The organism is Roseixanthobacter pseudopolyaromaticivorans, from assembly GCF_043195145.2.
Lineage (GTDB): Bacteria > Pseudomonadota > Alphaproteobacteria > Rhizobiales > Xanthobacteraceae > NCEH01.
On record NZ_CM195539.1, the window covers coordinates 3,701,831 to 3,727,239 of the forward strand.

The 25,409-nt window shown below is 67.8% G+C and carries 25 protein-coding genes; 14 read left to right on the forward strand and 11 right to left on the reverse strand.

The genetic code is table 11. The features are described from left to right. The first annotated feature begins 80 nt into the window (after positions 1–80). Positions 81–590 (forward strand): thioesterase family protein, encoded by a 510-nt coding sequence (locus V5F68_RS17420; RefSeq protein WP_394014266.1) that lies wholly within the window; start codon positions 81–83, stop codon positions 588–590. Between the two features lie 203 nt (positions 591–793). Further along, complete coding sequence (locus V5F68_RS17425) at positions 794–991, forward strand: hypothetical protein (protein WP_394014267.1); 198 nt, start codon at positions 794–796, stop codon at positions 989–991. A gap of 201 nt (positions 992–1,192) precedes the next feature. On the opposite strand, the gene V5F68_RS17430 is transcribed toward V5F68_RS17425, so the two are convergent. The 3 genes from V5F68_RS17430 to V5F68_RS17440 form a co-directional block, all read right to left on the reverse strand. Beyond that, entirely contained in the window at positions 1,193–2,119 is a 927-nt protein-coding gene (locus V5F68_RS17430) for a 50S ribosomal protein L11 methyltransferase (RefSeq protein WP_394014268.1), read from the reverse strand. A 29-nt stretch (positions 2,120–2,148) separates the two neighbouring features. Next, positions 2,149–3,369 (reverse strand): GGDEF domain-containing protein, encoded by a 1,221-nt coding sequence (locus V5F68_RS17435; protein ID WP_394014269.1) that lies wholly within the window; start codon positions 3,367–3,369, stop codon positions 2,149–2,151. A gap of 155 nt (positions 3,370–3,524) precedes the next feature. Then, positions 3,525–5,963, reverse strand: a complete 2,439-nt coding sequence (locus tag V5F68_RS17440; protein WP_394014384.1) for a UvrD-helicase domain-containing protein — start codon at positions 5,961–5,963, stop codon at positions 3,525–3,527. A 220-nt stretch (positions 5,964–6,183) separates the two neighbouring features. Between V5F68_RS17440 and V5F68_RS17445 the strand changes: the two genes are divergently transcribed. From V5F68_RS17445 to V5F68_RS17460, 4 genes are all read left to right on the forward strand, one after another. Beyond that, positions 6,184–7,827: a sigma-54-dependent Fis family transcriptional regulator gene (locus tag V5F68_RS17445; RefSeq protein WP_394014270.1), complete on the forward strand. Its 1,644-nt coding sequence runs from the start codon at positions 6,184–6,186 to the stop codon at positions 7,825–7,827. 213 nt (positions 7,828–8,040) lie between these two features. After that, positions 8,041–8,595 carry an OsmC family protein gene (locus V5F68_RS17450; protein ID WP_348844174.1) on the forward strand — a complete coding sequence of 185 codons (555 nt, stop codon included), beginning with the start codon at positions 8,041–8,043 and terminating at the stop codon, positions 8,593–8,595. 101 nt (positions 8,596–8,696) lie between these two features. Continuing rightward, positions 8,697–9,836 (forward strand): acyl-CoA dehydrogenase family protein, encoded by a 1,140-nt coding sequence (locus V5F68_RS17455; RefSeq protein WP_394014271.1) that lies wholly within the window; start codon positions 8,697–8,699, stop codon positions 9,834–9,836. Further along, positions 9,833–11,173: an FAD-dependent oxidoreductase gene (locus tag V5F68_RS17460; RefSeq protein WP_394014272.1), complete on the forward strand. Its 1,341-nt coding sequence runs from the start codon at positions 9,833–9,835 to the stop codon at positions 11,171–11,173. The genes V5F68_RS17455 and V5F68_RS17460 overlap by 4 nt, the downstream gene beginning before the upstream one ends. Positions 11,174–11,227: 54 nt before the next feature. Here V5F68_RS17460 and V5F68_RS17465 read toward each other — a convergent pair whose 3' ends face one another. After that, entirely contained in the window at positions 11,228–11,857 is a 630-nt protein-coding gene (locus V5F68_RS17465; protein ID WP_394014273.1) for a hypothetical protein, read from the reverse strand. A 120-nt stretch (positions 11,858–11,977) separates the two neighbouring features. After that, positions 11,978–13,132: a penicillin-binding protein activator gene (locus V5F68_RS17470; RefSeq protein WP_394014274.1), complete on the reverse strand. Its 1,155-nt coding sequence runs from the start codon at positions 13,130–13,132 to the stop codon at positions 11,978–11,980. Positions 13,133–13,407: 275 nt separating this feature from the next. Here V5F68_RS17470 and V5F68_RS17475 point away from each other — a divergent pair, with 275 nt between their 5' ends. From V5F68_RS17475 to V5F68_RS17485, 3 genes are all read left to right on the forward strand, one after another. Then, positions 13,408–14,295 (forward strand): MBL fold metallo-hydrolase, encoded by an 888-nt coding sequence (locus V5F68_RS17475; protein ID WP_394014275.1) that lies wholly within the window; start codon positions 13,408–13,410, stop codon positions 14,293–14,295. A gap of 71 nt (positions 14,296–14,366) precedes the next feature. Beyond that, complete coding sequence (gene rsmI, locus V5F68_RS17480) at positions 14,367–15,293, forward strand: 16S rRNA (cytidine(1402)-2'-O)-methyltransferase (RefSeq protein WP_394014276.1); 927 nt, start codon at positions 14,367–14,369, stop codon at positions 15,291–15,293. Beyond that, on the forward strand, positions 15,290–15,709 hold the full coding sequence (locus V5F68_RS17485; protein ID WP_394014277.1) for a YraN family protein: 420 nt from the start codon (positions 15,290–15,292) through the stop codon (positions 15,707–15,709). The genes rsmI and V5F68_RS17485 overlap by 4 nt, the downstream gene beginning before the upstream one ends. Before the next feature lie 12 nt (positions 15,710–15,721). On the opposite strand, the gene V5F68_RS17490 is transcribed toward V5F68_RS17485, so the two are convergent. Further along, positions 15,722–16,642 carry an alpha/beta fold hydrolase gene (locus V5F68_RS17490; protein WP_394014278.1) on the reverse strand — a complete coding sequence of 307 codons (921 nt, stop codon included), beginning with the start codon at positions 16,640–16,642 and terminating at the stop codon, positions 15,722–15,724. A 151-nt stretch (positions 16,643–16,793) separates the two neighbouring features. Here V5F68_RS17490 and gshB point away from each other — a divergent pair, with 151 nt between their 5' ends. Together gshB and V5F68_RS17500 are read left to right on the forward strand one after the other, a co-directional pair. Beyond that, positions 16,794–17,738, forward strand: coding sequence for a glutathione synthase (gene gshB, locus V5F68_RS17495; RefSeq protein WP_394014279.1), 945 nt, complete (start codon positions 16,794–16,796; stop codon positions 17,736–17,738). A gap of 35 nt (positions 17,739–17,773) precedes the next feature. Then, positions 17,774–18,088, forward strand: a complete 315-nt coding sequence (locus tag V5F68_RS17500) for a polyhydroxyalkanoic acid system family protein (RefSeq protein WP_348844164.1) — start codon at positions 17,774–17,776, stop codon at positions 18,086–18,088. 3 nt (positions 18,089–18,091) lie between these two features. Here the strand turns inward: V5F68_RS17500 and V5F68_RS17505 are convergent, their stop codons facing one another. The 3 genes from V5F68_RS17505 to V5F68_RS17515 are packed head-to-tail and all read right to left on the reverse strand — an operon-like array spanning position 18,092 to position 19,377. Then, on the reverse strand, positions 18,092–18,874 hold the full coding sequence (locus V5F68_RS17505; protein WP_394014280.1) for a class I SAM-dependent methyltransferase: 783 nt from the start codon (positions 18,872–18,874) through the stop codon (positions 18,092–18,094). 59 nt (positions 18,875–18,933) lie between these two features. Beyond that, positions 18,934–19,152, reverse strand: a complete 219-nt coding sequence (locus V5F68_RS17510; RefSeq protein WP_394014281.1) for a hypothetical protein — start codon at positions 19,150–19,152, stop codon at positions 18,934–18,936. 45 nt (positions 19,153–19,197) lie between these two features. After that, positions 19,198–19,377 (reverse strand): hypothetical protein, encoded by a 180-nt coding sequence (locus V5F68_RS17515; RefSeq protein ID WP_394014282.1) that lies wholly within the window; start codon positions 19,375–19,377, stop codon positions 19,198–19,200. A gap of 169 nt (positions 19,378–19,546) precedes the next feature. On the opposite strand from V5F68_RS17515, the gene V5F68_RS17520 reads away from it, so the two are divergent. Beyond that, positions 19,547–21,079 carry a YifB family Mg chelatase-like AAA ATPase gene (locus V5F68_RS17520; protein ID WP_394014283.1) on the forward strand — a complete coding sequence of 511 codons (1,533 nt, stop codon included), beginning with the start codon at positions 19,547–19,549 and terminating at the stop codon, positions 21,077–21,079. A gap of 45 nt (positions 21,080–21,124) precedes the next feature. On the opposite strand, the gene V5F68_RS17525 is transcribed toward V5F68_RS17520, so the two are convergent. Beyond that, the gene (locus V5F68_RS17525; protein WP_394014284.1) at positions 21,125–21,733 is read right to left on the reverse strand and encodes a hypothetical protein; all 609 of its coding nucleotides are present in this window, start codon (positions 21,731–21,733) and stop codon (positions 21,125–21,127) included. A 269-nt stretch (positions 21,734–22,002) separates the two neighbouring features. On the opposite strand from V5F68_RS17525, the gene olsB reads away from it, so the two are divergent. Together olsB and arfB are read left to right on the forward strand one after the other, a co-directional pair. Beyond that, positions 22,003–23,070 carry a l-ornithine N(alpha)-acyltransferase gene (gene olsB, locus V5F68_RS17530; RefSeq protein WP_394014285.1) on the forward strand — a complete coding sequence of 356 codons (1,068 nt, stop codon included), beginning with the start codon at positions 22,003–22,005 and terminating at the stop codon, positions 23,068–23,070. 203 nt (positions 23,071–23,273) lie between these two features. Further along, positions 23,274–23,696 carry an alternative ribosome rescue aminoacyl-tRNA hydrolase ArfB gene (arfB, locus tag V5F68_RS17535; RefSeq protein ID WP_394014286.1) on the forward strand — a complete coding sequence of 141 codons (423 nt, stop codon included), beginning with the start codon at positions 23,274–23,276 and terminating at the stop codon, positions 23,694–23,696. Positions 23,697–23,718: 22 nt separating this feature from the next. Here the strand turns inward: arfB and recN are convergent, their stop codons facing one another. Next, entirely contained in the window at positions 23,719–25,404 is a 1,686-nt protein-coding gene (gene recN, locus V5F68_RS17540; RefSeq protein ID WP_394014287.1) for a DNA repair protein RecN, read from the reverse strand. Positions 25,405–25,409 lie beyond the last annotated feature (5 nt).

Genomic DNA, 25,409 nt, shown 5'->3' on the forward strand with positions numbered 1-25,409 from the left:
ATGTCAAAACTCGCGGCACACTGCGCAGCAAGCAGGCAATTCTTTGAATTCCGTGCCCCCTCTCGGTCAGGGAGAGCGCCATGTGGGACAGGAACGACTTCGAACCGGTATTTTTCGCTCCGTTCGTATCTTCCGCGATGAAGATCGAACCGGAATGGATCGATGACAACGGTCATCTGTCCCCGGCCTATTACAATGTCCTGTTCGATCGCGCCTTTGGGGAAGCGCTCGCGCTTCTTGGGTTGGGGCCGCAATACGCCCGCACGCGGGGGTTCTCCTTCCTCACCGCGGAAGCCCACATGCGCTACCTTCGCAGCCTGCCGGCCGAAGGCGACGTTCGGGTGACCATGCGGCTGATCGACTATGACGCCAAGCGTCTGCACCTTTTCCTCTCGCTCCACCACGGTACGGAAGGGTGGGTCGCCGCCACCTGCGAGCAGATGACGTTGCAAATGGACCGCGCCTCCCATCGCGCAGCCCCCTTTGCGGACGATGTACTCGAACGGGTCGCGGGCATGCGCTCGGTTCATTCCGCTCTGCCCCAGCCGGACGGCATCGGCCGCAGCATCGGTCTCGACGCGCGCTCCTGATCGCCTCCAGGAAGGAACATCGTCGGCGGCGCGGCCGCCGCGATGATCCCGATTGCACGATTTTCTTGCAGAAAGCTTATTTCCAACGCTGCATGCGGTGCAGGTCAGCCATGCTGACACATCGCTTCTAGTGCGATGCAACAGGGAGCATATTGCATCGCATCAAGAGCCGCACGGTTGCGGCCAAGCGTTGGAGGCCTGTCATGGGCGCCGTTACTTTCTCGACCGATTCCTTCTCGACCGCCACGACGGCGGAAGCTGCCGCCGCTGCCAAGCCGGCCGAAGCCCGCAAGGGTGTTTTCAAGCGCATTTTCGATGCGATCGTCGCCGCCCGCACCGCGGAAGCCGAGCGCGATTTCATCACCTACATGCAGCGCACCGGTTTCGACCCGCGCAAGTGAGCTGACGATGCGCGCGCGTGCCTTCACGCCGCGCGCATGAGCGAATGCGCCGCCGCAGACGCGCCGGGTCGCGGCTGAAAAGCCCGGCCCCATGCCGGCGGCGGCGTGGTTCCTGAAGAAATGCCCACAGCGCCAGGGGTAGTTTGATCTCCCCGGCGTGCGAGGCTCACGCGCACGCCGCGTTTTCCGTCCGCGCTCTTCTCACGCCGGCCATATGCGCTTCGGCTTGGCGCCGGTTGCGGACAGCGTCAGCGTGGTCCAGCCGTCGATGTCGCGACGCCGCACCAATTGCAGGCCCTGCGCCCGATAGGCCGCAAGCGCCGCATTGGCGTGGGACGGCAGCAGGCCGGACAAAACCACCTTTCCCCCATGGGCCAGCAGCGGACGCAGCGGGCGCGCCAAGCGCTTCAGCGGCGGCAGCAGGATATTGGCCAGGATCAAGTCGTAGGGACCGGGCCGGCGCACCGCCGCGGCGCCGGCGCCAGCTGCCAAAACCATATGGATATAGGGCCCGGCGAGGTTCGCGCGGGCATTTTCGCGCGCCGTGCGCACCGCCACCTCGTCGAGGTCGCTCGCAATCACCGGAACGCGGAACCGCCGCGCCGCGCCGATCGCCAGCACGCCGGTGCCCGTGCCGACATCCAGCACCTTGCCCGGCCGGCCGATCCGCGCCGCATCCACGATCGCCGCCAGGCAGCCTTGCGTGGTGCCGTGATGGCCCGTGCCGAAGGCCAGCGCCGCCTCGATCTCGATGCCGATGCCGTTGGGCGGCACCCGCGCGCGGTCGTGCGAGCCGTGCACATGGAACGGGCCGACCCGCACGGGCGCAAGCCCTTCCAGGCTCGCGGCCACCCAATCCTTCTCCTGCAATTCTCCGAACGTCACCTGCGCCGCGAGATCGGCGCCGGCCGCCACCTCCACCAGTTCGCGCAGGCGATCGGGATCGAAGGCCTCGCCGGCATAGACCTCGACCGCCCAGCTGCCGTCCGGCTGCTCGAAATTGGCGACCGCGACCTCGGCCGGATCGAAACTTTCCGCCAGCAGATCCGCGATGCGGCGCGCCTGCATCTCGGGGGCGGAGACCCGCATGAAATGAGTGGCGTCGCTGGGGAGGAGACCTTCAAACATCGAGAACTTTCCGGGGAGGCGCTTTGCGTTCAGACCCCGTACGCGCCAATGACGCGGTCGCGGCCCTGTTGCCGTGCGGCATAGACCCGCTCATTGGCCACCGACAAGAGCTTGGCGACACTTTCTCCGTCCAGGGGCGCTGTGACGAGCCCGATCGCCAGTGAAATCTCGAGCCCCGGCGGCATCTGGAGGGCGGCCACGCGCTGGCGCAGCATGGTTGCCACCTGCGCCGCCGCCATGTGCGGCAGGCCTGGGGCGAGGATCGCAAAGGCGTCGCCATCGTAGCGCACCACATAATCGCCGCTGCGCAGGCCCTTCCCGAGCGTCTCCGCTACACGCCTCAGATCGCGGTCCACATCTTCCGCATCCAGTCGGCCGCGCAGCGGATCGAAACCATCCACCGCAACCAGCATCAGGCTCACCGGCCGGCCGGTGGCGCGGGTGATGCTCAGCAGGTCGGCGAGCAAAGTCTCCAGCCGCCCGCGATGGAAGGCGCCGGTGGCGGGATCGTGCCGGAAGCGCCCCTGAGAGGCGCCGGGCCGCTGCCGCGCCGCCGCCAGCGCCTGCTCCGGCCCATCCAGGCGCCGGCGATAATGCCAGATCAGGCCCGAATAGAAGCCCGAGGCGACCAGCTTGCCGATCCATCCGCCAATCCCGGCGGAGAGCGGCGCCTCCTGCACCAGGTAAACGGCGCTGAAGAAGAAAACCTGATCGAAGGTGCAAACCAGCGCCAATGTCAGCCAGGAGGCGGCGAAGCTGCGCCGCCCCAGCGCCACCAGCAATCGGTCGTACAGACGGAAGATGACCAAGCTTTCCAGGAACAGCAGCAGCGTGCTCCACAAGGTGAGCATGCCCATTCGGTTGAGGACCGTCAGGTCCGCCGGCCGCGCCGCCCCGGCACGCCCCTGCTCAAGCGCGAGAAAGGCGACCGCGATCACCACCGCCACGGTGCCCAGCAGCAGCCCGAGCACCGGCTGGCGTGCCACATCCTGCCCCTCGATCATATGCGTCATCAGCAGCAGGCTTAGCGTGCCCGCATAAAAGACCACCGATCCCGGAGAGGCGGAAAGGCCGAACGGCAGAACCAGGAACACGCACATCGCCAGATAAACGGCGAACACGTGAACCGCGCCCAGCGCACAGAAGAACGGCCCGATGCCGATGAGAAACCGCGCGCGAAACAGCCCCAGCATCAAGCTGCCATAGACGGCCATTTCCATCAGCAGCAGGACAATATTGAGAATCGGCATGGCTCGGCTGATGAGGACGGGTCTGCGTGCGCGCAGATGCGATGGAACCCCACAATACCGCCACCTGCGCGCCTGTGAAGTCGGCCCGCGCGATTAGGCGCAGGAATCGCCCGCGCTCTGGGTGTCGGCGCGCCGACGAGCGCCGAAACGAGGGCTCAGACCTTCTCGACGAAGCTCTCCAGCACCCGCTTCTCGCCCGCCTTGTCGAACTGCACCGTCAGCTTGTTGCCGTCGATTCCGGAAATCTCGCCATAGCCGAACTTGATGTGGAACACCCGCTCGCCGTGCTTGAAGCTGGAGGGGGCGCCGGTAGACGACGCCAGCAGGGTGCCCTCGATCACCGCGCCACGCCCGCCCCGCCCTGCCCCAAAGGCGCCACCGCCGCGCTCGGAGAAGCCGGAACCAGAGGACGTGTTGCCGGAGGCACGGGCATTCTGCGCCCTTTGCCAGCCTGGCGTGGAATAGGTCGACGAGAAGGGCTCCACCTTGGCCGCGCGATCGAACCGGCTTTCCCCGTAGGAGCCGCCGCCATAGCTCGAACCGCCCCAGCCGAAGCCGCCCTTGGATTCCTGCACCTCCACATGGGCGTCGGGCAATTCGTCCAGGAACCGGCTCGGCACGGTGGAATTCCACATGCCGTGGATGCGCCGGTTGGAGGCGAAATAGATCCGCGCCGAGAGCCGGGCGCGGGTGATGCCCACATAGGCGAGGCGGCGCTCCTCCTCCAGGCCCGCCTTGCCCTGCTCGTCGAGCGCGCGCTGGTGGGGAAACAGCCCCTCCTCCCAGCCGGGCAGATAGACGGTGTCGAATTCCAGCCCCTTGGCGGAATGCAGGGTCATGATCTGGACCGCATCCTCGCCGGCGCCCTTGTCCGCGTCCATGACCAGGGAGATGTGCTCGAGAAACCCTTGCAGGTTCTCGAACCCTTCCATGGAGCGCACCAGTTCCTTGAGGTTTTCCAGCCGCCCGGCCGCCTCGGCGGAGCGGTCCTTCTGCCACATCTCGGTGTAGCCGCTCTCGTCGAGGACGATTTCGGCAAGCTCCGTATGCGGCATCTCGCCGGATTGCCGGCGCCAGCGCTCGAACGCCTCCAGCAGGCCGCGCAAAGTGGCGCGCACCTTGGGTTTGAGTTCCTCGCTCTCGGTGAGCGCGCGCGTCGCTTCCTGCAACGGCACGCCGGCCGCACGCGCGACATCGTGGATCTGCTTCAGCGTGGCATCGCCAATCCCGCGCTTGGGCACGTTGACGATGCGCTCGAAGGCGAGATCGTCGGAGGGCGAGAGCACGCAGCGCAGATAGGCGAGCGCATCGCGGATCTCCGCGCGCTCATAGAAACGCGGCCCCCCGATGACGCGATAGGGGGTGCCCAAGGTGACGAAACGGTCTTCGAACTCGCGCATCTGGAACGAGGCGCGCACCAATATGGCGATCTGCGAGAGCGCATGGCCGGCGCGGTGCAGGGTTTCGATCTCGTCGCCGATGGCGCGGGCTTCCTCGCCGCTGTCCCACGAGCCGGTGACGGAGACCTTCTCCCCCATCTCGCCTTCGGAGAACAAGGTCTTGCCGAGACGGCCCTGGTTGAAGGCGATGACGTGGGAGGCCGCTGCCAGGATATGGCCGGTGGAGCGGTAATTGCGCTCCAGGCGGATCACGGTGGCGCCGGGAAAATCGCTCTCGAAGCGCAGAATGTTGTCCACCTCAGCACCGCGCCAGCCATAGATCGACTGGTCGTCGTCGCCGACGCAACACACGTTCTTGGAGCCCTGCGCCAGCAGGCGCAGCCACAGATATTGGGCGACGTTGGTGTCCTGATATTCGTCCACCAGGATATATTTGAAGCGGCGGTGATAATCCGCCAGCACATCGGGATTCTCGCGGAACAGGCGGATACCTTCCAGCAAAAGGTCGCCGAAATCCACCGCGTTCAGTGCCTTCAGCCGCGCCTGATAGGCGGCATAAAGCATCTGCCCCTTGCCGTTGGCGAAGGCCGATCCCTCGCCGGGCGGCACATTCTGGGGCGAGAGGCCGCGATTCTTCCACCCGTCGATGGTGTTGGCGAGCAGGCGCGCCGGCCAGCGCTTGTCGTCGATATTCTCGGCTGCCAATAACTGCTTGAGCAGGCGGATCTGGTCGTCCGTGTCGAGAATGGTGAAGCCGTTCTTCAGCCCCACCAGCTCGGCATGGCGACGCAGGATGCGCACGCCGATGGAATGGAACGTGCCGAGCCACGGCATGCCTTCCACCGCATCCCCCACCATGGAGTGGATGCGCTCCTTCATCTCGCGGGCGGCCTTGTTGGTGAAGGTCACGGCGAGGATTTGCGAGGGGAAGGCGCGGCCGAGATTGAGGATATGGGCGATACGTGTGGTGAGCACGCGGGTCTTGCCCGTGCCGGCGCCGGCGAGCACCAGCAGCGGCCCGTCGATGGTCTCCACCGCCGCGCGTTGCTCGGGGTTGAGGCCGTTGAGATAATTGGGCAAGGGCGCGGCGGAACCGCCGCCGGCCCGCGCCCGCGCGGCAATGCCGCCCGGCCGCAGTGCGGGGGCCTCGACGCTTTCGCCTGCGGGACGCAGGCCCTTAGGCTCGACTGGAATGGACACTCGCTCGCTCTCGCAGCAACGCTCGCGCGATGCTTTTTGATTCTCTCGTGAGAACAAAATGGCATTGCAAGCCCTCGATTGCGAGGGGTGGCCCCTGTTTCCGTGGAAATGCCTGCCGGCGGCCTGTTAGGATGAGGCCTTCCGCGCGACGGGAAGGGCCATGAACGACGGCAGGAAAACAGGCGGAAAACAAAGGGCGCGGGCACTTCCCGGCATGGCCAGCAGCCCCGCCCAGGCCAAGCACACGGCACAGCACGAGGACGAGCCCCCAGCCTATTGGCGGGCGCAGGAGATGCTGCTCATCCAGCAGATCATCGGGCTGATCGGCAAGGGGCTGCAGGTGGAGCACATCCTCCACGAGATGCTCCATCTGCTCTCCGAGATGCTGGGCCTCAACCGCGGCCGCATCGTGCTGTGGGACGCCGAGAGCGCCCTTTTCAAGATCCAGTATTCCTATGGCCTCACCGCGCACGAGAAGGCCCGCGGCGTCTACCAGGCCGGCGAGGGCATCACCGGGCGGGCGCTCGCCCATGAGCAATTGATCATCGTGCAGGACATCGACCAGGAGCCGGATTTCCTGTTCCGCGCGGTGGACCGGGCAACCCTGCCCCAGGAGCCGGTGGCGTTCCTGGTCATTCCCATCCGCGTGGAGCGCCGCACCGTGGGCGTGCTCGGCTGCCACCGCATCCGCAATCGCAGCCGGCCGTTTTCCGACGACATCACGATTCTGCGCATCTGCTCCACCCTGGCCGGCCAGGTGCTGGAACTGAACGAGATTCTGGACCGCAAGACCCGCGCGCTGGAGGAGCACAACCAGATGCTCGCCCGTGCGCTCGAAACCCACAGCGCGCGCTATGGCATCATCGGCACCGCCCCGGCCCTGCTGAAGGCGCTGGCGGAGCTGGAACTGGTGGCCTCGGCCAATGCCAACGTGCTGCTGCTGGGGGAATCCGGTACCGGCAAGGAGGTGTTTGCCCGCGCGCTGCATCTGGCGAGCCCGCGCCGCGACCGGCCGTTCATCAAGGTCAATTGCGCCGCCATCCCAGAAAGCCTGTTCGAATCCGAGCTGTTCGGCTACGAGCGCGGCGCCTTCACCGGGGCGAGCGAGGCGCGCGCGGGCTGGTTCGAGCAAGCGGGGGGCGGCACGATCTTGCTGGACGAGATCGGCGAACTGCCCCTCGCCATGCAGACCAAATTGCTGCGCACCCTCCAGGAAGGCACCGTCACGCGCCTCGGGGGAAAAAAGGAGATCAAGGTGGATGCGCGCCTGGTCGCCGCCACCAACCGGAACCTGGAGCGCGAGGTCGCCGTCGGCCGATTTCGCGAGGATCTGTATTACCGCATCAACGTGATCCCGATCCGCCTGCCCACGCTCGCCGAACGGCGCGACGACATTCCCGCCTTGGCCATGCATTTCGTCAGCCGGTTCAACGAGGCGAACCAACGCAACGTCAATCTGACGGCCGCCGCGATGGCGCGGCTGCGCGAGCATCCCTGGCCGGGAAACATCCGCCAATTGTCCAATTTCATCGAGCGCCTGGTGCTGCTGACGGACAAGCCGTCCATCGATGCGAGCGATCTGGCGCCGTTCCTCTCGGCGATGGCGCATGTTTCAACCCGGACCGCAGCCCAGGAGGAAGCGGCCCTACGCAGCCTCGTGCCCGCGCGAGGCGGGCCGGCCTTCCGGCCCTATCTGCACATCGACTCCCATTCGGCCGAGGACCTGCGGCGGGCGCTGGCGCAGAGCGGCGGCAACAAATCGCGCGCCGCCCAGAGCCTGGGGCTGACCGCGCGGCAATTCGCTTATCGCTGGCAGAAGGCCGAATTGGAGAGCGAAGAGGGCGCCCATACCGACTAGCCTTACATTGTGAACAATGTTGACAATGTCAGGCTCGTTTAGCTTTACGAAAAAGTGGTCGTGAGACACCATTTTCCGCACAAAGTCGTTGCGGCGCGTGAGGCTGTGACGCATTTTTTGCGTGCGCAGGAAAGTGGCACAGGGCTTGCTGATCTCGTTTTGAACGCCGTCCGCGGCGCGGGCCCCAGAACCCCTTTCGAAAGGAAGCTCCCAGTGAACGACACGACCAATGCCGTGAAGACCGTGACGACCTATCTGCGGCCCATCGATCGCGAGGGCCTGCTCGGCTTTGCCGAGAAGGGCCGTGAGAACCCCGAACGGCGCGGCACCAACGTGGTGCATACCGTGGTCGAGGGCCAGTATCGCACCTTGAACTATGTGGGCGACCATAAGCCGGTGGTCGTGGACGAGCCGCTGCACCTGTTCGGCGAGAACACCGCCCCCGCCCCCGGCGAGATTGTCCTGTCCGCGCTCGGCGGGTGCCTTGCGGTCGGCATCACCGCCGTCGCCACCTGGAAGAAGGTCAAGCTTTCCAAGCTCGAACTGCGGGTGGAAGGCGACATCGGCAACACCGCCGCCTGGGGCGCCGGCGGCGCGGACCGCGAACCCGAGCAGATGGGCTTCCAGGAAATCCGCGTGACAGTCACGATCGAGGGCGACGCAAGCCGCGAAGAACTGGACGAAATCGTCAAGCGCGCCAATTATTTCTCGCCCGTCGCCAACACCATGCGCAATCCGATCCCCTTCAGCATCGGCCTCGCCGACTGAAGGGGGGGTCGGCGCGAGGCTCCTGCCCTGGCCCGCCTCGCGCCGACCTTTCTTTCCTTCCCCACAATCTGACCGAAACCGCCCCTGCGCCGGAGGCCACGATGACGCTTGCCCAGTCGCATCCCCCTGCCGGACCCGAGGCAGGCCACTCGGACGATATCCTGTCCTGCACCACCGCCATCGCCCAAGGCCCACTGCGGGCGGCCGTGAACCGTATCGACCACGGTCATTATCCGCTGGAGATCCTCGCCGAATTCGGCGCGCAGGGCGCTCTCGGCGCGCATCTGGCACGCAATGGCGGGCGGTTCGATACCGCGCTCGCCACCATGGGCGCGGCCAGCCGGGTGTGCGGCGCCACCGGCTTCCTCATGTGGGCGCACGACGTGTGCGGGCTCTATATGGAACAGTCCGGCAATCCCGCACTCATGGGGCGGATGCTGGAGGACCATGCGGCAGGGCGCACCTTCGGCGGCACAGCCCTGTCCAATCCTATGAAGGCACTCGCCGAAATCGAGCCCATGCTGCTGCGGGCGCGCAGGACGGTGGGCGGTTATCTGGTCAGCGGGACCTTGCCTTGGGTCAGCCATATCGCGCCGGGCCAATATTGCGGCGCCATCGCGCGCGTCCATCGCGACGACGGCACGCCCTCCCACGAGATCATGTTCATCCTGCGCTGCGACCCGCCGGTGGAGTTGCGCCAATGCCCGCAGTTCTCCGGCATGGAGGGCACCTCCACCTTCGGCATCCGGCTCGATGATTATTTCGTCGCCGAGCAGGATCTGGTGGCCGACCCCGCCCGTCCGTTCATAAAGCGCATCCGCGGCGCGTTCATCCTGCTACAGGCGGGCATGGCGGTCGGCGTGATCCAAGGCGCCATCGATTCCATGCGCGAGGTGGAGCCGGCCCTCGGCCATGTGAACCGCCACCTCTCCGACCGGCCGGACGAGATCCAGGCCGAGCTGGACGAACTCACCGCCCACGCTTTGATGCTGGCGCAAACACCTTTCGAGCAGGATCCGGACTATTTCCTCGATGTGCTCGACACGCGCGCCCAGGGCGCCGAGCTGGCGCTGCGGGCGACCCAATCGGCCCTGCTGCACCAGGGTGCGCGCGGCTATCTGATGTCCTCGGCGCCGCAGCGGCGCGTGCGCGAGGCGCACTTCATCGCCATCGTCACGCCCGCCATCAAGCATCTGCGCTGGGAAATGGCCCGCCTCTCCCGCGAGGAGATGCCCGCATGAGCGCGACCGACACCTCCGAGATCGTCTGGCGCCAATATATCTGTCGCGCCTGCGGCATGATCTATGATGAGAAGGACGGCGACCCCGACAGCGGCATCGCCCCCGGCACGCGGTTCGCGGATATTCCCGAGGACTGGGAATGCCCGATCTGCGGCGTGCGCAAATCCGATTTCGAGCCTTATGTGCATTCCGCCCCCGCCGCCGCGCCGGCACCCGCGGTGCAGCGTGCGCACGCGCCGGGGGTCGTCATCGTGGGCGCCGGCATCGCCGGCCGCGCCGTGGCGGAAGCGGTGCGCGCCCTGGATTCCCACGTGCCCATCACCCTGGTCACGTCCTGCAGCGGCGACGTCTATCACAAGCCGGAACTCTCCATCGCGCTCCAGCGCGGCCTTTCGGAAGACCGGCTGCGCCGAGAGAGCGGAACCCATATGGCGGCGCGCCTGGGCGTGCATCTGCTTGCGGAAACCTTTGCGGTGGGCATCGATCCCGCCCGAAAACGCCTGCGCACCACATCCGGCACATTGCCCTATGACCATCTCGTGCTCGCCCAGGGTGCACGCCCCGCGCTGCCGCCCGCCTTGCCGGCGGACCTGTGCTGGCGCGTGAACGATCTCGACGCCTGGCGCGGACTTGCCGCCCATCTCCACGGCGCCGCGCGCGCGATCCTGATCGTCGGTGCCGGCCTCGTGGGCTGTGAACTCGCGGAGGATTTTTCCCGCGCGGGGCACAAGGTGACGCTGCTGGACAAGGAGAAAGCGCCGCTCGCAGCGCTGTTGCCGCAGCTGGCGGCGGAGCGGCTGCGGGTGCGGCTGGAAAGCCTCGGCGTCCGGTTCCTCGGCGGCATTTCGGTTGAGCGCGCCGAGCGGGGCAATCACGGCAGCGCCATCCTCTTCACGAAGAATACCGACGGAGAACGCGAGGTGCTCGGCGCCGACATTCTGGTGGCCGCCACCGGGCTTGCCACGGCGAGCCGGCTGGCGCGTTCGGCCGGGCTTGCCTTTCAGCGCGGCATCGCGGTGGACCCGTCCAGCCTGCGCACCAGCGTGGCGGGCATTTCCGCGCTCGGCGATTGCGTCAGCATCGATGGCGCGCCGTGCCGCTTCATCGAGCCGATCTCCAAACAGGCCGAGGCGATCGCCCACGATCTGCTGGGCCTGCCCCATGCCGGATATGCGCACACCGCCCCAGTGATCCGTCTGAAAAGCCGCGCCCTGCCCGTGGCCCTGCACGGCCTGCCGCATCCACAAGGCGCGTGGCGAGTCATTCGCGATGACGGCACGCATCTGGAGATGGAGCAATGGCACGACGGCGCCCTGCGCGCGCGCCTGGCCGCCTGACGAAAACGGCGCCCGAAGGCGCCGTTTTGCAGACGTATCGAATAGCTCGAAGGCTCACCAGGCGGCGCGGCACACGCGCTGCACCCAATAAGGGCTCCACCAGCACTTCAGGAACGGACCGGCATGGTCGAGCGGACGATAGACGGTCGGCGCCATCACCAGCGTCACCGGGCCGCCCGTGGCGGGCAGATCGCCGTCCAGCAGGCCCACTTCGAAGGTGAGCGTCGAGCCAGACTGGGTCACATGGGACAATTCCACCACCACCTGTGTCGGCGTGGCGCCCAGGATGGTGAGCGCAGCGTTGGGCGGATCGTTCTTGAAGATGTCCGCGGTCACGTTCCACAGCTTGGCGAACTGCTCGGTGGTCATGGTGCCGCCGATGCGCTCGGGCCGGTCCACGGCGAAGGTGGTGAGCGGGGCGACGCCCGTGAGCACCAGCGACTTGCCGTCATAGGCCATGCTCACGGCCTGCTGGGTCAGCACCATCTCGATGGGGCGGGAGATCTGCACTTCCGGCCGGCGCGGCGTGCCGGCCTGGGTGGTTCCGGGCCCCTTGTCGCCAGCCGGCGCTGCGGCGGGGGCGGTGGCGGCGGGCGCTGCCGGAGCGGGGGCCGGCGTCTGGGCCAGAGCCGCGAAACCCGAAACGGCGAGAATAAGGCCCGCCAAAGGTGCAATCACTTTCATGGCCCGTTCGTCCTTCCTAGTGCCCGTTGGCCGCGCCCAGCGGACGCGCGCGCAGCTATAGCGCAAAATGGCGGCGAGAAAACCGTGCCGTGGGGGGACGCCCGCTCCGGCGCGCGCATCTCAGCTTCCGAAGGTCCGCGGCGGCGCGCTCACCACCTGGGCGCTGCCGCCCCGGATCTCCATCACCGCAAGACTGCGCTCATTGGTGCCGTCGGCGCGGAAGCGGAACGGGCCGTCCACGCCGTTGAAGCCGGAGGGATTGGTCAGCGTGGATTCGGTGAGGCCTTCCGGACCTTGCGTGCGCATGATGGCGGAGACCAGCGAAACCGCATCGTAGGACAAGGTGGCGGTGCGCACCGGGTCGCTGCCGAATCTCTGGCGATACCGCTGGGAAAAATTGCGCCAGCCCGAGCTATCGGGGGCCGCGAACTGGCCGCCATCCATGCGCGGATCGGCAATCAGCGCCGCATTGTCCCAAAGCCCGGTGCCGAGCGGGCGCACCTTCTTCAGGTCGACGCCCGCGGCAGCGAGCTGCTGCACCACGTTCGCCACCTGGTCGGCGGCATCGGGAATGAACACGGCATCCGCCTGGGGCGCCACGGCGGCAATGCGCCGGGCCGCGTCCGCGAGCTTGGCCGGGGTGAAGCGCTCAATGCTCATCACTCGCCCGCCGGTGTCGGCCGCCGTCTGCTGGAGCGCGCCTTCCGTGACCGAGCCATAGGCGTTCTCGGGAATCATGGCGACGAAAGAGCGCCGTCCCTGGGAAACGGAATAGCGCACGATCCGGTCCACATCGCTCTGCGGCAGGAAGCTCAGCAGATAGACGCCGGGCGCCGCCACATTGGTATCGGTGGAAAAGGCGATCACCGGGACGCCGCGCGCCCGTGCCACCTGGGACACCGCACCGACAGAATGCGCGAACAGCGGGCCGAGGATGATGCGCGCGCCTTCGTTGACCGCCGCTTCCGCCGCCGCGCGCGCGCCCTGGCTGTTGCCGGCGTCATCCTTCACGATCAATTGGAAAACCGGCGCACCGCCCTCGGCAATGGCGAGTTCGGCCGCGTTGCGCATGGACTGGCCGACCAGGCCGGCATTGCCTTGGGCGCCCAGCGGCAAAATGAGCGCCACCGCCGGGCCGCTCGCAACCGGAGGCGGCACATTGGCGGGCCCCGGCTGGGGACCGAGATCGACAGCCTTGCCGCCCAGATCGCCTGCGCAGGCGCTCAGCGCCGCCGCAGACACGAGCCCGCCGCCAAGACGCAAGCCACGGATCAACGCCTCCCGGCGGGTTGCCTCTGCGAAAGAGGAAAGCACAGGGGGCGGGGAAGGCGCGCGGTGCGTCACTCGTTTCTCCTGCGGGCGCCGGGTGTTGGCGCGAATTCCAGAATTACCCTTATGCCGGCAATTTGGCGAGGGCGCGACCCGGCAAAGATTCCTTTGGGGCGAGCAGCGGAGCCGCGCTTCGCGCGATGCCCGGCGCGCCGCCTCCGAAATTTCACATTTCAGTTTGTTAAATAACAGGCGGCCGAAGCCGCGAAAGGACCGGTACCATGCCCACCCCAGCCGTGATCCAGGCGTTTTTCGACGAACCGACCCACACCGTGACCTATCTGGTGGCCGATCCGGTCACGCGGGACGCGGCGGTGATCGACCCGGTACTGGACTACGATCACAAATCCGGAACCGTGGACACGCGCTCGGTGGAGGCGGTGCTCGAAGCCGTGGCGCGCCACGGCTATCGCGTCGTCTGGACGATCGAAACCCACGTCCATGCGGACCACCTCTCAGGTTCGCCCTTCATCAAGGCGAAGACCGGGGCTCGCATCGGCATCGGCGCCGAGATTGTCCAAGTGCAGCGCATCTTCCGCCCCATCTTCAACGCCACGGACCTGAAAACCGACGGCTGCGACTTCGATCATCTGTTCACGGACGGCGAACATTTCGCCATCGGCAGCCTCGATGCCGAGGTGCTCCACACGCCGGGCCACACGCCGGCGGACGTTTCCTACAAGATCGGCGACGCGGTGTTCGTCGGCGACACCATGTTCATGCCCGATTACGGCACAGCGCGCGCCGATTTTCCCGGTGGCGATGCGCACCAGCTCTACCACTCGATCCATCGCCTGCTGGCCCTGCCGCCGCAGACCCGCCTGTTCATGTGCCACGATTACAAGGCCCCCGGCCGCGACACCTATGCCTGGGAAACCACGGTGGCCGACCAGCGCGCGCATAATGTGCATGTGAAGGAGGGCGTGAGCGAAGCGGCATTCGTGGCGATGCGCACCGCGCGCGACGCGACGCTGGCCGCCCCCGTGCTGCTGCTGCCCTCGATTCAGGTCAACATGCGCGCCGGCCGCTTCCCGCCCGCCTCGGCCAATGGCGTACACTATCTCACCATTCCTGTTCGGGTGAAGGACGGAGCGCCCGTCCCGGCTTAGGCTGAGCGGCATCCCCACCTGCCGGCGAGGAGCGAATTCAACACGCGGCGCGGCTGGGTTAAGGTGAGGTCATGACTCTTCCTGCCGAATGCCCCCGCTCCTTCACCCTTGCCGGCACCACCCTGCCCGCGGCGCGTCTCGCGCCGGGCCTGCATGTGGTGGCCACGCCCATCGGCAATCTCGGCGATATCACGGTGCGCGCGCTGGAAACGCTGGCCGGCGCCGACGTGATCGCCTGCGAGGACACGCGCATGACGCGGCGCCTCACCGATCGCTACGGCATCGACGTGCCGCTGATTTCCTATCACGACCACAACGGCGCCTCGATGCGCCCAAAGCTGCTCGCGCGCCTTGCTGCCGGGCAGGCGCTGGCCCTGGTTTCCGATGCCGGCACGCCGCTCATCTCCGATCCTGGCTACAAGCTGGTGGTGGAGGCGGCCGAGGCCGGCCATCGCATCCACCCCCTGCCCGGTGCCTCTGCACTTCTCGCCGCATTGGTGGCCGCCGGCCTGCCCACCGACCGCTTCCTGTTCGACGGATTTCTGCCGCCCAAGCCGGGCCAGCGGCGCAACCGCATCACCGAGCTGTCGCGCATTCCCTCCACCCTGGTGCTGTACGAGACCGGCCCGCGCCTGGCCGAGAGCCTCGCCGACCTCGCCGACATCCTCGGCCCCCGCCGCGCCGCCGTGTGCCGCGAGCTGACCAAGACGTTCGAGGAAGTGCGGCGCGGGCCCCTGCCGGAGCTGGCGGCCCAATATGCCGGCGAGCGCGACCCGAAGGGCGAGATCGTGCTGGTGGTCGGCCCGCCGGTGGAGCAGGCCGCGCAGGATGACGACGTGGACGCCGCGCTCGCCCGCGCCCTCGCCGAGCATTCGCTGAAGGATGCGGTGGCCGCGGTCGCGGCCCTCACCGGGCGGCACAAGCGCGAGGTCTATGCCCGCGCGCTCGCGCTTTCCCAAGCTGGCGAGAGCGGTGAAGAGGCGTCCGACCAAGCATGACCGCGCCGGTCAAGATCAAGAAGCCGAAGGCGCCGCCGGCGGACACCCCCGCCCGCCGCAAGAAGCAGGCCGCCCATGCGCGCGGCCTTGCCGCCGAAGACCGGGCGGCCGCGCTGCTGGAGGCGCAGGGCTTTGCGATCCTCGCCCGCCGCGTGCGTACCGGCGCCGGCGAACTCGACATCGTGGCGCGTGACGAAAGGCTGCTCGTCTTTTGCGAAGTGAAGCTGCGCGCGGACTTGGCCCAGGCCGCAGAATCCGTGCTGCCGCGCCAGAGGCGCCGCATCGCCGCCGCCGCCGAGGCTTATCTCGCCGTCAATCCCGCGCTCGGCGGGCTCGACATGCGCTTCGATGCGATCCTCCTCGGCCTCGATGGCGCGGCCGAGCATCTGCCCGGGGCGTTCGAGCCCGACGCGTGAGGGCGGAACAGCTTATTGCAGGAAGGCCCGCAGAGCCGCGATCACCCGCTCCCGGCTTTGCGCCCAGAACAGATGCCCGCCTTCGAAATAAGTGCTCCAGGCAAACGGAATGCGCTGCGCCACCGTCTGCGCATTGGCGGGCGGCAGCACCTTGTCCACGCGACCGCCCATCACAAGGGTGGGCGCCGCGATGGCAGGCAGCGCGTCGTAATTGGCATCGGAAGCGGAAAACTGCCGCAGCGCTTCCACCTGCCGGCTGCCGGTCTCGTCCGAACAGGCCGGCGCGGCTGGGATCGTGCCGGCCTTGCGGCCGGCGACCGCGCGCAGGACCAGGGCGCGGCCTGCTTCCTGGCCGGCGGGGTCTTCCGGGAAGAACAGCGCCAGCACCTGCGGCAGGGCGAGCGTGTGGTGGGCGATCGCCTCCAGCACCCCCGGCGCAGGCGGCACCTCGTGGCTGCCACCGGGGCTCGGCGCCAGCAGCATCAGCGAACGCAGCATCTGAGGATGGCGGATCGCCACCTGGCTCGCGATCATCGCACCCATGGAATAGCCGAGCACATCCACCTTCTCATGGCCCAGCGCCGCCACGAGGCCGGCCGCATCGTCCGCCATCTGCGCGATGGTCGTATGGTTCTGCGCCGTGTCCGAGGAGAAGCCGCAGCCGCGATTGTCGATGACGATCAGCGTGTGGTCGTGGGAGAGCGCTTCCAGCAGGGCGGGGTCCCAATCGGACATGGTCGCGCCGAGCCCCATGATCATGACCAGCGGCGCGCCATTCCCGCGGGCGTAATAGCCCATCTCGATCTCACCCACCTTCACCCGCTCGATGCGCGGCTGAAACGCCGTGGGCACCGGGGCATCTTGCGCGACCACCGGCCCGCTCGACAGGAACAGGCACATTGCGGCCAGTGCCGCGCCATATCGCCGGATCATCTCGTCCCCCGCAGCCTGCTCCGATCGGCGCACGGGTGCGGAAAAACGGGTCCCGCGTCAAGCGCGGCGTCGCGCCGGTCTGGCGGCAAGGCGGGTGCGCCTATAGATAGGGCACGACACGCCTTTGCCGGGCGCCCCGCCGGAGATTTCCATGGCCCTTCAGGTCGCGGTCCAGATGGACCATATCGCCCGCATCAATATTGCCGGCGATTCCACGTTTGCACTGTTGCTCGAAGCCCAGAGGCGCGGCCACGCCCTCGTGCACTACACCCCCGACCAGCTCGCCATGCGCGACGGCAAGGTGTTCGCCACCGTCGAACCGCTGACCGTCGCCGACGAGGCGGGCAAGCATTTCACCTTGGGCGAAAAGCGGCGCGTGGCGCTGACCGATTACGACGTGGTGCTGCTGCGCCAGGACCCGCCGTTCGACATGGCCTATGTGACCACCACCCATATGCTCGAGCGCATCCACCCCAAGACGCTGGTGGTGAACGACCCCGCCCAGGTGCGCAACGCGCCGGAGAAAATTTTCGTCACCGATTTTCCGGAGCTGATGCCCCCCACCCTGATCACCCGCGACCTGGACGAGATCAAAGCCTTCCGCGCGGAATTCGGCGACGTGGTGATGAAGCCGCTCTACGGCCATGGCGGCGGCGCGGTGTTCCGCCTGACCGCCGACGACCTGAATTTCGGCTCGCTCTATGATTTCTTCGCCGTCACCTTCCGCGAGCCCTGGGTGATCCAGCGCTTCCTGCCGGCCGTGAAGCACGGCGACAAGCGTATCATCCTGGTGGATGGGGAAGCCGCCGGCGCGGTGAACCGCGTGCCCAGCGAAGGGGATCTGCGCTCCAACATGGTGCGCGGCGGCGCAGCAAAGCCCACCGACCTCACCGACCGCGAGCAGGAAATCTGCAAGCGCATCGGCCCGGCGCTGCGGGAACGCGGCCTGCTGTTCGTGGGCATCGACGTGATCGACGGCAATCTCACCGAGATCAACGTGACCTCGCCCACCGGGCTTCGCGCCATCAAGCGGCTCGGCGGCCCCGATATCGCCGCGCAGATCTGGGACAAGATCGAGGAAAAGCGGGGCGCCTGAGCGCGCCGCTTTCCTCACACGCGGAAAGGCCAGCCATGCCCCAGCCCTTGACCGTCTCCATCCCCCACAAGCTCGGCAAGGCGGAGGCGACCCGTCGCCTCCAGGGCGGCCTCACCAGCGTGCGGGCGAAGTTCGGCGACAAATTGCAGGTGATGGAAGAGACCTGGACCGATTCCCACCTGCAATTCCGCGTCGGCGTGCTGGGCCACACCGCCCACGGCACGCTGGACGTGGCCGACACCGCCGTGCATCTCTCCGTGGAATTGCCCTGGCTGCTGCACCTGATGGCGGAAAAGGCCAAGGCGCTGATCCAGAAGCAGGGCCAGCTGATGCTGGGCCAGAAGAAATAGCGTTCAGACCGGCGCGAAGAGAAGTGTCGCGGTATCGAGCGTGAAGCTGCCGTCGGCCTCGATCTCGAAATGGGCGCGCACGTCGCGCGTCGCCAGTTCTTCAAGCGAACGGATCGCCGCCACGTGCAGATCGGGCGTATTGATGCGCGCGATCCAGGAGGAAAACTCCAGCCGCAGCCGTCCTTCCGTAATCGACTGACACGCCAGACCTACCGCCTCGGCACGCTCGACCCACTCGCTGACCGCAAAATCGCGGGCGTGGGAGGGATCGCGCAGAAGCTCGATGGTCTGCAGGAACGTATCCAGCACATCGCTCGGCGGCGCCACCACGTCCATGAAGATGGCCCGCCCGTTCGGCTTCAGCACGCGGCGCGCCTGCGCCAGCCCCGCGGAGAGATCGCGCCAATGGTGAGCGCTGAAGCGCGAGACCACGAAATCGAAGGTGGCGTCGGGAAACGGCAATTCCTCCGCCACGCCCCAGGCGGTCTCGATATTGGAAAGGCCGCGCCGCTGCGCCTCGCCCGCGACCGCCTCCAGCATGCGGTCGGACAGGTCATAGGCAATCACCTGCGCCACATGGGGTGCCACGGTGAAGCTCACATGACCGCCGCCGCAACCAAGATCGAGGACCCGCGCCGCGCCGCGGCCCGCCATCATCTGCGCAAGGGCATCGAGATCCGCGCCTTGGGCGTGGACCGCGCTCGCGACATAGGCGGCGGCCTGGGGGCTGAACTGGGCGGAGACGAGGCGCTCGTGGTCGCCGTCTTTCAGATCGGTCATGGTCATGAGGCAAGGCTTTTGGTTGCGCGAGGGATCGCGGAAGGAAGGCGGCGTGCGCATGTCCCTCATCGCACCATAGCAACGATGCAGACCAGAGCAAATGCAACCAGCAGACCACGCACGCAGACCGGAGCTGCGCTCCGCAACGGGCTGCGACCGAAGGGAAGGAGGCGCTCCGTGCCGCCGAGGCTGCCCCACTCGGCCCAGCCGAGACGGGGAGAGGGCTCGGTCTGCCGCGCGTCCTCGCGGCGCGGCTTGGGGGACAAGGGCTGAATATGGGTCATGGAACCACCTCCAGGCGCGCGCCGATGATTGGAACAGCCGGCCGTTTAGCTCCACAGGGCGTGGAACGCGAAAGCCAGCACCAGCAGCGGCACAAGGCAGGCCGCCTTCAGCGCCATGCGGGCCAGCGGGCCGGGCCGGCGAATGCCCCGGGTCTGCTGGGGCGGCAGCGGCCGTGCGCGCGGAAAGGGGGTGCTGGTGGGGGAGAAATAATAAGATTGGGTCATGGTCGGTCCTCACGGCAGCCCTTATCGCGCCGCTCGCCGTAAGGGCGCGATTGGGAACACGCGGCCCTCCCATAAAGGCCGCATAAGGGCGCATGTTCCCAATATGTTCTTGTGCCGACACGCCCACTCCACTACCCTCTTCCCCACTGGCAAGCCGGGGGGCTGAAGCGTGATCCAGCGTGTGGCGACGGTGGCGTTCGAGGGCGTGGATGCGCGCCCGGTGGACGTGCAGGTGCATGTGGCGCCGGGCCTGCCGGCGTTCACCATCGTCGGCCTGCCCGACAAAGCGGTGACGGAAGCCAAGGAGCGGGTGCGCGCCGCCCTGATCGCCTCCGGGCTCGCCCTGCCCGCGCGGCGGATCACCATCAATCTCGCGCCCGCCGATTTGCCGAAGGAAGGCTCCCATTACGACCTGCCCATCGCGCTCGGGCTGATGGCGGCGATCGGCGCGATTCCAAGCGATGCGCTCGCCGGCTTCACCGTGGTTGGGGAACTGGGGTTGGACGGCTCCATCGCCGCTGTCGCGGGCGTGCTGCCGGCGGCGATCGGCGCCAATGCGCGCGGCCACGGGCTCATCTGCCCCGGCGCCTGCGGCGCGGAAGCCGCCTGGGCCAGCCCCGACATGGAGATTCTCGCGCCCATCTCGCTGATCCAACTGGCGAACCATGTCACGGGCCGGCAGATCCTCGCCCGCCCCGATCCGCGCCTGCGCCCGCCCGGAGGCTCCGGCCTGGACCTCAAGGACGTGAAGGGCCAGGAAACCGCCAAGCGCGCGCTTGAGGTTGCCGCGGCCGGCGGCCACAATCTGCTGTATGTGGGCCCGCCCGGCGCCGGCAAATCCATGCTGGCCCAGCGCCTGCCCTCCATCCTGCCGCCGCTCTCGCCGGCGGAGATGCTGGACGTCTCCATGGTCGCGTCGGTGGCGGGCGCGATCCAGGACGGTGCCCTGGTGGACCGCCGCCCGTTCCGCGCGCCGCACCATTCCGCCAGCATGGCGGCGATGGTGGGCGGCGGGGCGAAGGCGAAGCCCGGGGAGGTCTCGCTGGCCCATCACGGCGTGCTGTTCCTGGACGAATTGCCGGAATTCTCGCCCCAGGTGCTGGATTCCCTGCGCCAGCCGCTGGAAACCGGCGACGTGCTGATCGCCCGCGCCAACCACCGCGTGACCTATCCGGCACGATTCCAATTGATTGCCGCCATGAACCCCTGCCGCTGCGGCCATGCGGGCGAGCCCGGCTTCACCTGCAAGCGCGGGCCGCGCTGCAAGGAGGATTATCAGGCGCGCCTGTCCGGTCCGTTCCTCGACCGCATCGACCTGTATCTGGACGTGCCGGCCGTCACCGCCGCCGATCTGGTGCTGCCCGCCCCGGCGGAGGGCTCGCGGGAGGTGGCGGCGCGGGTCGCTGCCGCGCGCGCCCTCCAAGTCGAGCGTTACGCGGCGCTGGACCGGCCGGACATCCGCACCAATGCGCAAGCCTCCGGCCCGCTTCTGGAAGTGGTCGCCGCGCCCGATGCCGGCGGGCTCGCTTTGCTGCGCGATGCCGCCAGCGCCATGAACCTCTCGGCGCGCGGCTACCACCGCGTGCTCAAGGTGGCCCGCACCCTCGCCGACCTCGGCGGGGCGGAGAGCCTCGGCCGGCGGCATCTGGCCGAGGCTCTGGCCTATCGCGCCCTGGCCGACCGCTCGCGCGCCGCAGCCTGAGCCGCCCCGTGCGACTCGAGGGCGGCCGCAGGCTAACGCCCCACGCTACATGGCGTTGATGGCGAGGCCTTCGTAATAGGTGATCTGGCACAGATCGCCCAGTTCCACCTTCTGCAGATCGGCCAGCACCTGCGGGTTCGCCGCCTTCACGGTGCGCACCACGCCGTCGAGCCCCTCGAAGCTGATGGTGCCGTTGGTCTTGTCGATATTCACCAGCATGGAGGTGATGGTCACTTCGCGGAAGCCATAATCCTCCGGCCAACCCGGCAGGCCGTCCTTGAGCACCAGTTCGGAGATCGCCACGCCCGGCGTGCCCTGGTGTGCCTTGCCCAGTGCGGTGACGAGGCCCGGCAGCACGCGAATGAGCAATTGCCGGCTGTTGGCGAGCTGCATGACATCGCCCAGCAGCGGCGGGGCGATCACCGCCCAGCGCTTGCCGTTCGGGGTTTCCAACACCACGCGGCGGGTGGCGGGATCTGCGGAAACGAACCGCGCCTGATAGCTAAGCACGTTCATCGCGCCGACGCCCGGCACGTTGATGACGCTCACAGCGGCGGGGGTGGGCCTAGCCTGCGCGTGGGCGAGGCTCGAAAACGCGACGCTCAGCGCCAAGCTGCAGCCGGCGACGCCCGACAGAAAACGAACCTTAGACATGATGCCCCCGAATCCCCGAATTGCCCAACCGGGTTTCGCGCTAGCATGCGCTCCCAGCCCCGGCAATGCGCCACCGCCGTCATATGACACGACCGGGGTGTCACAATCTGTCATTGTCACATAGCCGTAGGAAAACTATGGTGAATGTGATGGTCACGCGGGATGAACGCGCACAATGCGCGGACCCGCTTTCGAGCTCGTCTGGGACGGCGCGCGGCATCCCATAGAACCGCCGTTGTCCAGCGGCGGCCCGAGGAGGGGGTCGTTGCATGAAACGCCAAGATCCGTCCGGTTCAGGTCTCGACCCGCAGCCCTTCAGCTGGCCGGCTCTGGTGGGCCGCGGCATCGACGTAGCCAAGGAAGGCTTCGCCAAGTTTCCGGGCGCCAAGTTCGGCGCGCCGCTGTTCGCGCCGCCCATCCTGCGGGCGGACGGCAAGCCGGCGCTGAACGGGCCGCAGAAGCTGGTCTCCGATTTCCGCGCCTATTCCGGCATCCGCCATCGCGAGGCCGTCCCGTTTGGCGAGCCGGTTGTGCTCGGCCGGCTCGGGCCGCTGGAAGTGCGGCTCGCCCGCACCGCGCGCGACGTGCGCCGCGCCCAGCGCCTGCGCTATAAGGTCTTCTACGAGGAAATGTCCGCCGTACCCGACGCCGCAGCCCGGCTCGCCCGGCGCGACGTGGACGCGTTCGACGCCATCTGCGACCATATGCTGGTGCTGGATTACGAAGCCGGCAAGATGGTGCTCGGCCGTCGCAAGCCCAAGGTCGTCGGCACCTATCGCCTGCTGAAGCAGGACGTAGCGGACCGCCACGGCGGCTTCTACACCCAGGGCGAGTTCGACGTGAACCGCATCATCGCGGCGCACCCCGGCCTGAAATTCCTGGAGCTGGGCCGCTCCTGCGTCCTCAAGCCCTACCGCAACAAACGCACGGTGGAGCTGCTCTGGCATGGGGTGTGGGCCTACATCCTGCGCAACAATATCGACGTGATGATCGGCTGCGCGAGTCTTGAGGGCACCGACCCCGAGGCGCTGGCGCTGCAGCTCTCGTTCCTGCACCACAATGCGCTCGCGCCCGAGGAATGGCGCGCCCGCGCGATCGACAAGCGCTATGTGTCCATGGATCGCATTCCCAAGGACCGGATCAACATGAAGGCCGCGCTGCATGCCCTGCCGCCGCTGGTGAAGGGCTATCTGCGCCTCGGTGGCTTCGTGGGCGACGGGGCGGTGGTGGACCATCAGTTCGGCACCACCGACGTGCTGGTCGTGCTGCCGCGCTCGATCATCAGCGCGCGCTATGTGGAGCATTTCGGCCCTACCGCGAACCGCCACGCCATCTGAGCCAGGCTCCGCGAGTCCCGCCTTCGCGTGACGCGCGCCGGGGGGGGCATGCACTGTGCCGCACCGCTATCGGGCGGGCATCGGGGCGTGGGCGGCATGGAAAATGCGCAAGCCTGTCGCGCGGCGCGGCTTTCTGCCATAGCTGGGGCCCGCGGGCCGGCTTACGGCCTCGGTCCGTTTCCGCGCGTCCGGGTTTGCCGTCCATGATCGAAATCACCCCGCGCATCGCCATCTCCGAGGACGAGATCGAACTCGCCTTCGTGCGTGCGTCCGGGCCCGGCGGGCAGAACGTCAACAAGGTGTCGAGCGCGGTGCAATTGCGATTCAACGCCTTCGCCTCGCCAAACCTGCCCGACGGCGTGAAGCACCGGCTGATCCGCATCGCCGGCAAGCGCATGACGCAGGACGGCATTGTCATCATCCAGGCGCAGCGCCATCGCACCCAGGAGCGCAACCGCGCCGACGCGCTGGAACGCCTGGTGGAGATGATTCGCGAGGCGACCTATGTGGCGCCGGTCCGACGGCCCACGCGGCCAACCCTCGGCTCGAAGGAGCGGCGGCTTGAGGCAAAAGAGCGGCGCGGCGTGGTGAAGAGCCTGCGCCAGAGCAAACCGCAAGCCGACTGAACGGGCGCACCGCGCCCCCTCCTCAAGCGGAGAGGGTTGCCGCCTGGAGCAGTTTTTCCGCCGCGGCACGGGCTTCCGCCGTGATGCTGGCGCCGGCGAGCATGCGGGCGATCTCTTCCTTGCGGCGCGGTGCGTCGAGGGGCGCGACGCGCGTGGTGACGGGCGCATCCTTGCCGGCACCCGCGGACGCCTTGGAAATCAACAGGTGCTGGCCCGCGCGCGCCGCCACCTGCGGCGCGTGGGTCACGCAAATCACCTGCACCTGCCCCGCGAGACGGGAGAGACGGTGCCCGATGGCATCGGCAACCGCGCCGCCCACGCCGGTATCGATCTCGTCGAAGATCAGGGTGGGCGCGGAGCCGCGATCCGCCAGCACCACCTTCAGGGCGAGCAGGAAGCGCGCGAGCTCGCCGCCCGAGGCCACTTTCATCATGGGGCCGGGACGGGTGCCGGGATTGGTGCGCACCCAGAATTCCACCCGGTCATAACCCTCGCTGCCGGGGGTCTGCGGGTCGCTGTCGATGCGGGCGGTGAAGTGAGCGCGCTCCAGCTTGAGCGGCGGCAATTCCGCATCCACCGCCGCATCCAGCTTCGCGCCGGCGGCCTTGCGCTCGGCGGACAGCGCGGCGGCGGCCACGCGATAGGCGTCCTCCGCCTCCGCGACCTTCGCTTCCAGTGCCGCGAGCGTGGTGGCGCTGCGGTTCAAGGCGTCCAATTGCGCGGCGAATTGCGCGGCGACCTTGGGCAGGTCGTCGATCGCTCCGCCATATTTGCGGGCGGCCGCGCGCAGGGCGAACAGCCGCTCTTCCACGCGCTCCAGTTCGCGCGGATCGAAGGCGGCGTCGCGCAGGGCGGTCTCAAGGTGCGAGCGCGCGGTCTCCAGCGCGTCGAGCGCAAGGTCGATGGCTTCCACCGCCGGGCGCACCAGGCCTTGGGATTCGCCGGCGCGGCGCTCCAGCCGCCGTACCGCGGCGGACAGCGAGGGAACCGGCGAGCCGCTGCCGCCGACCGCCTCCAGCGCCTCCGAGAGGTCGCCCGCGATCTTCTCCGAACGCATCATGCTGGTGCGGCGCTCGGAAAGTGCGGTTTCTTCCCCCGGCTCGGCGCCGAGGGCGGTCAGTTCCTCCACCGCGTGGCGGATGAAATCGGCTTCTTTCTGCGCTTCCTCCAGCCGGGCACGCTCGGCGCCAGCCTCGGACAAAGCGGCACGCCAGGCGCGCCAGAGCCGGCCGACCGCTTCGGTCTTGCCGGCGAGCCCGCCGAAGGCGTCCAGCAGCGTGCGATGGGTGGTCGGGTCCACCAGCGCGCGATCATCATGCTGGCCGTGCAATTCCACCAGCCGGGCGCCGAGCGCGCGCAGGGTTTGCACGCTCACCGGCTGCTCATTGATGGTGGCACGCGTGCGCCCATCGGCCATCTGGATGCGGCGAACGATCACCTCGCCCTCGTCCGCAATGTCGGCTGCGGCGAGAATCGCGCGGGCGGGATGGGCGAGCGGCAGATCGAAGACGGCGGTCACCTGCCCCTTCGCCTCTCCATGCCGGACGAGGCTGCCATCGCCGCGACCGCCGAGCGCAAGGGACAGGGCATCCAGCAGGATCGACTTGCCCGCGCCCGTCTCGCCGGTGAGGACGGTGAGGCCGTCCGCCAGCGCCAGATCGAGCTTCTCGATCAGAACGATGTCCCGGATCGAGAGAGAGGAGAGCATGGATC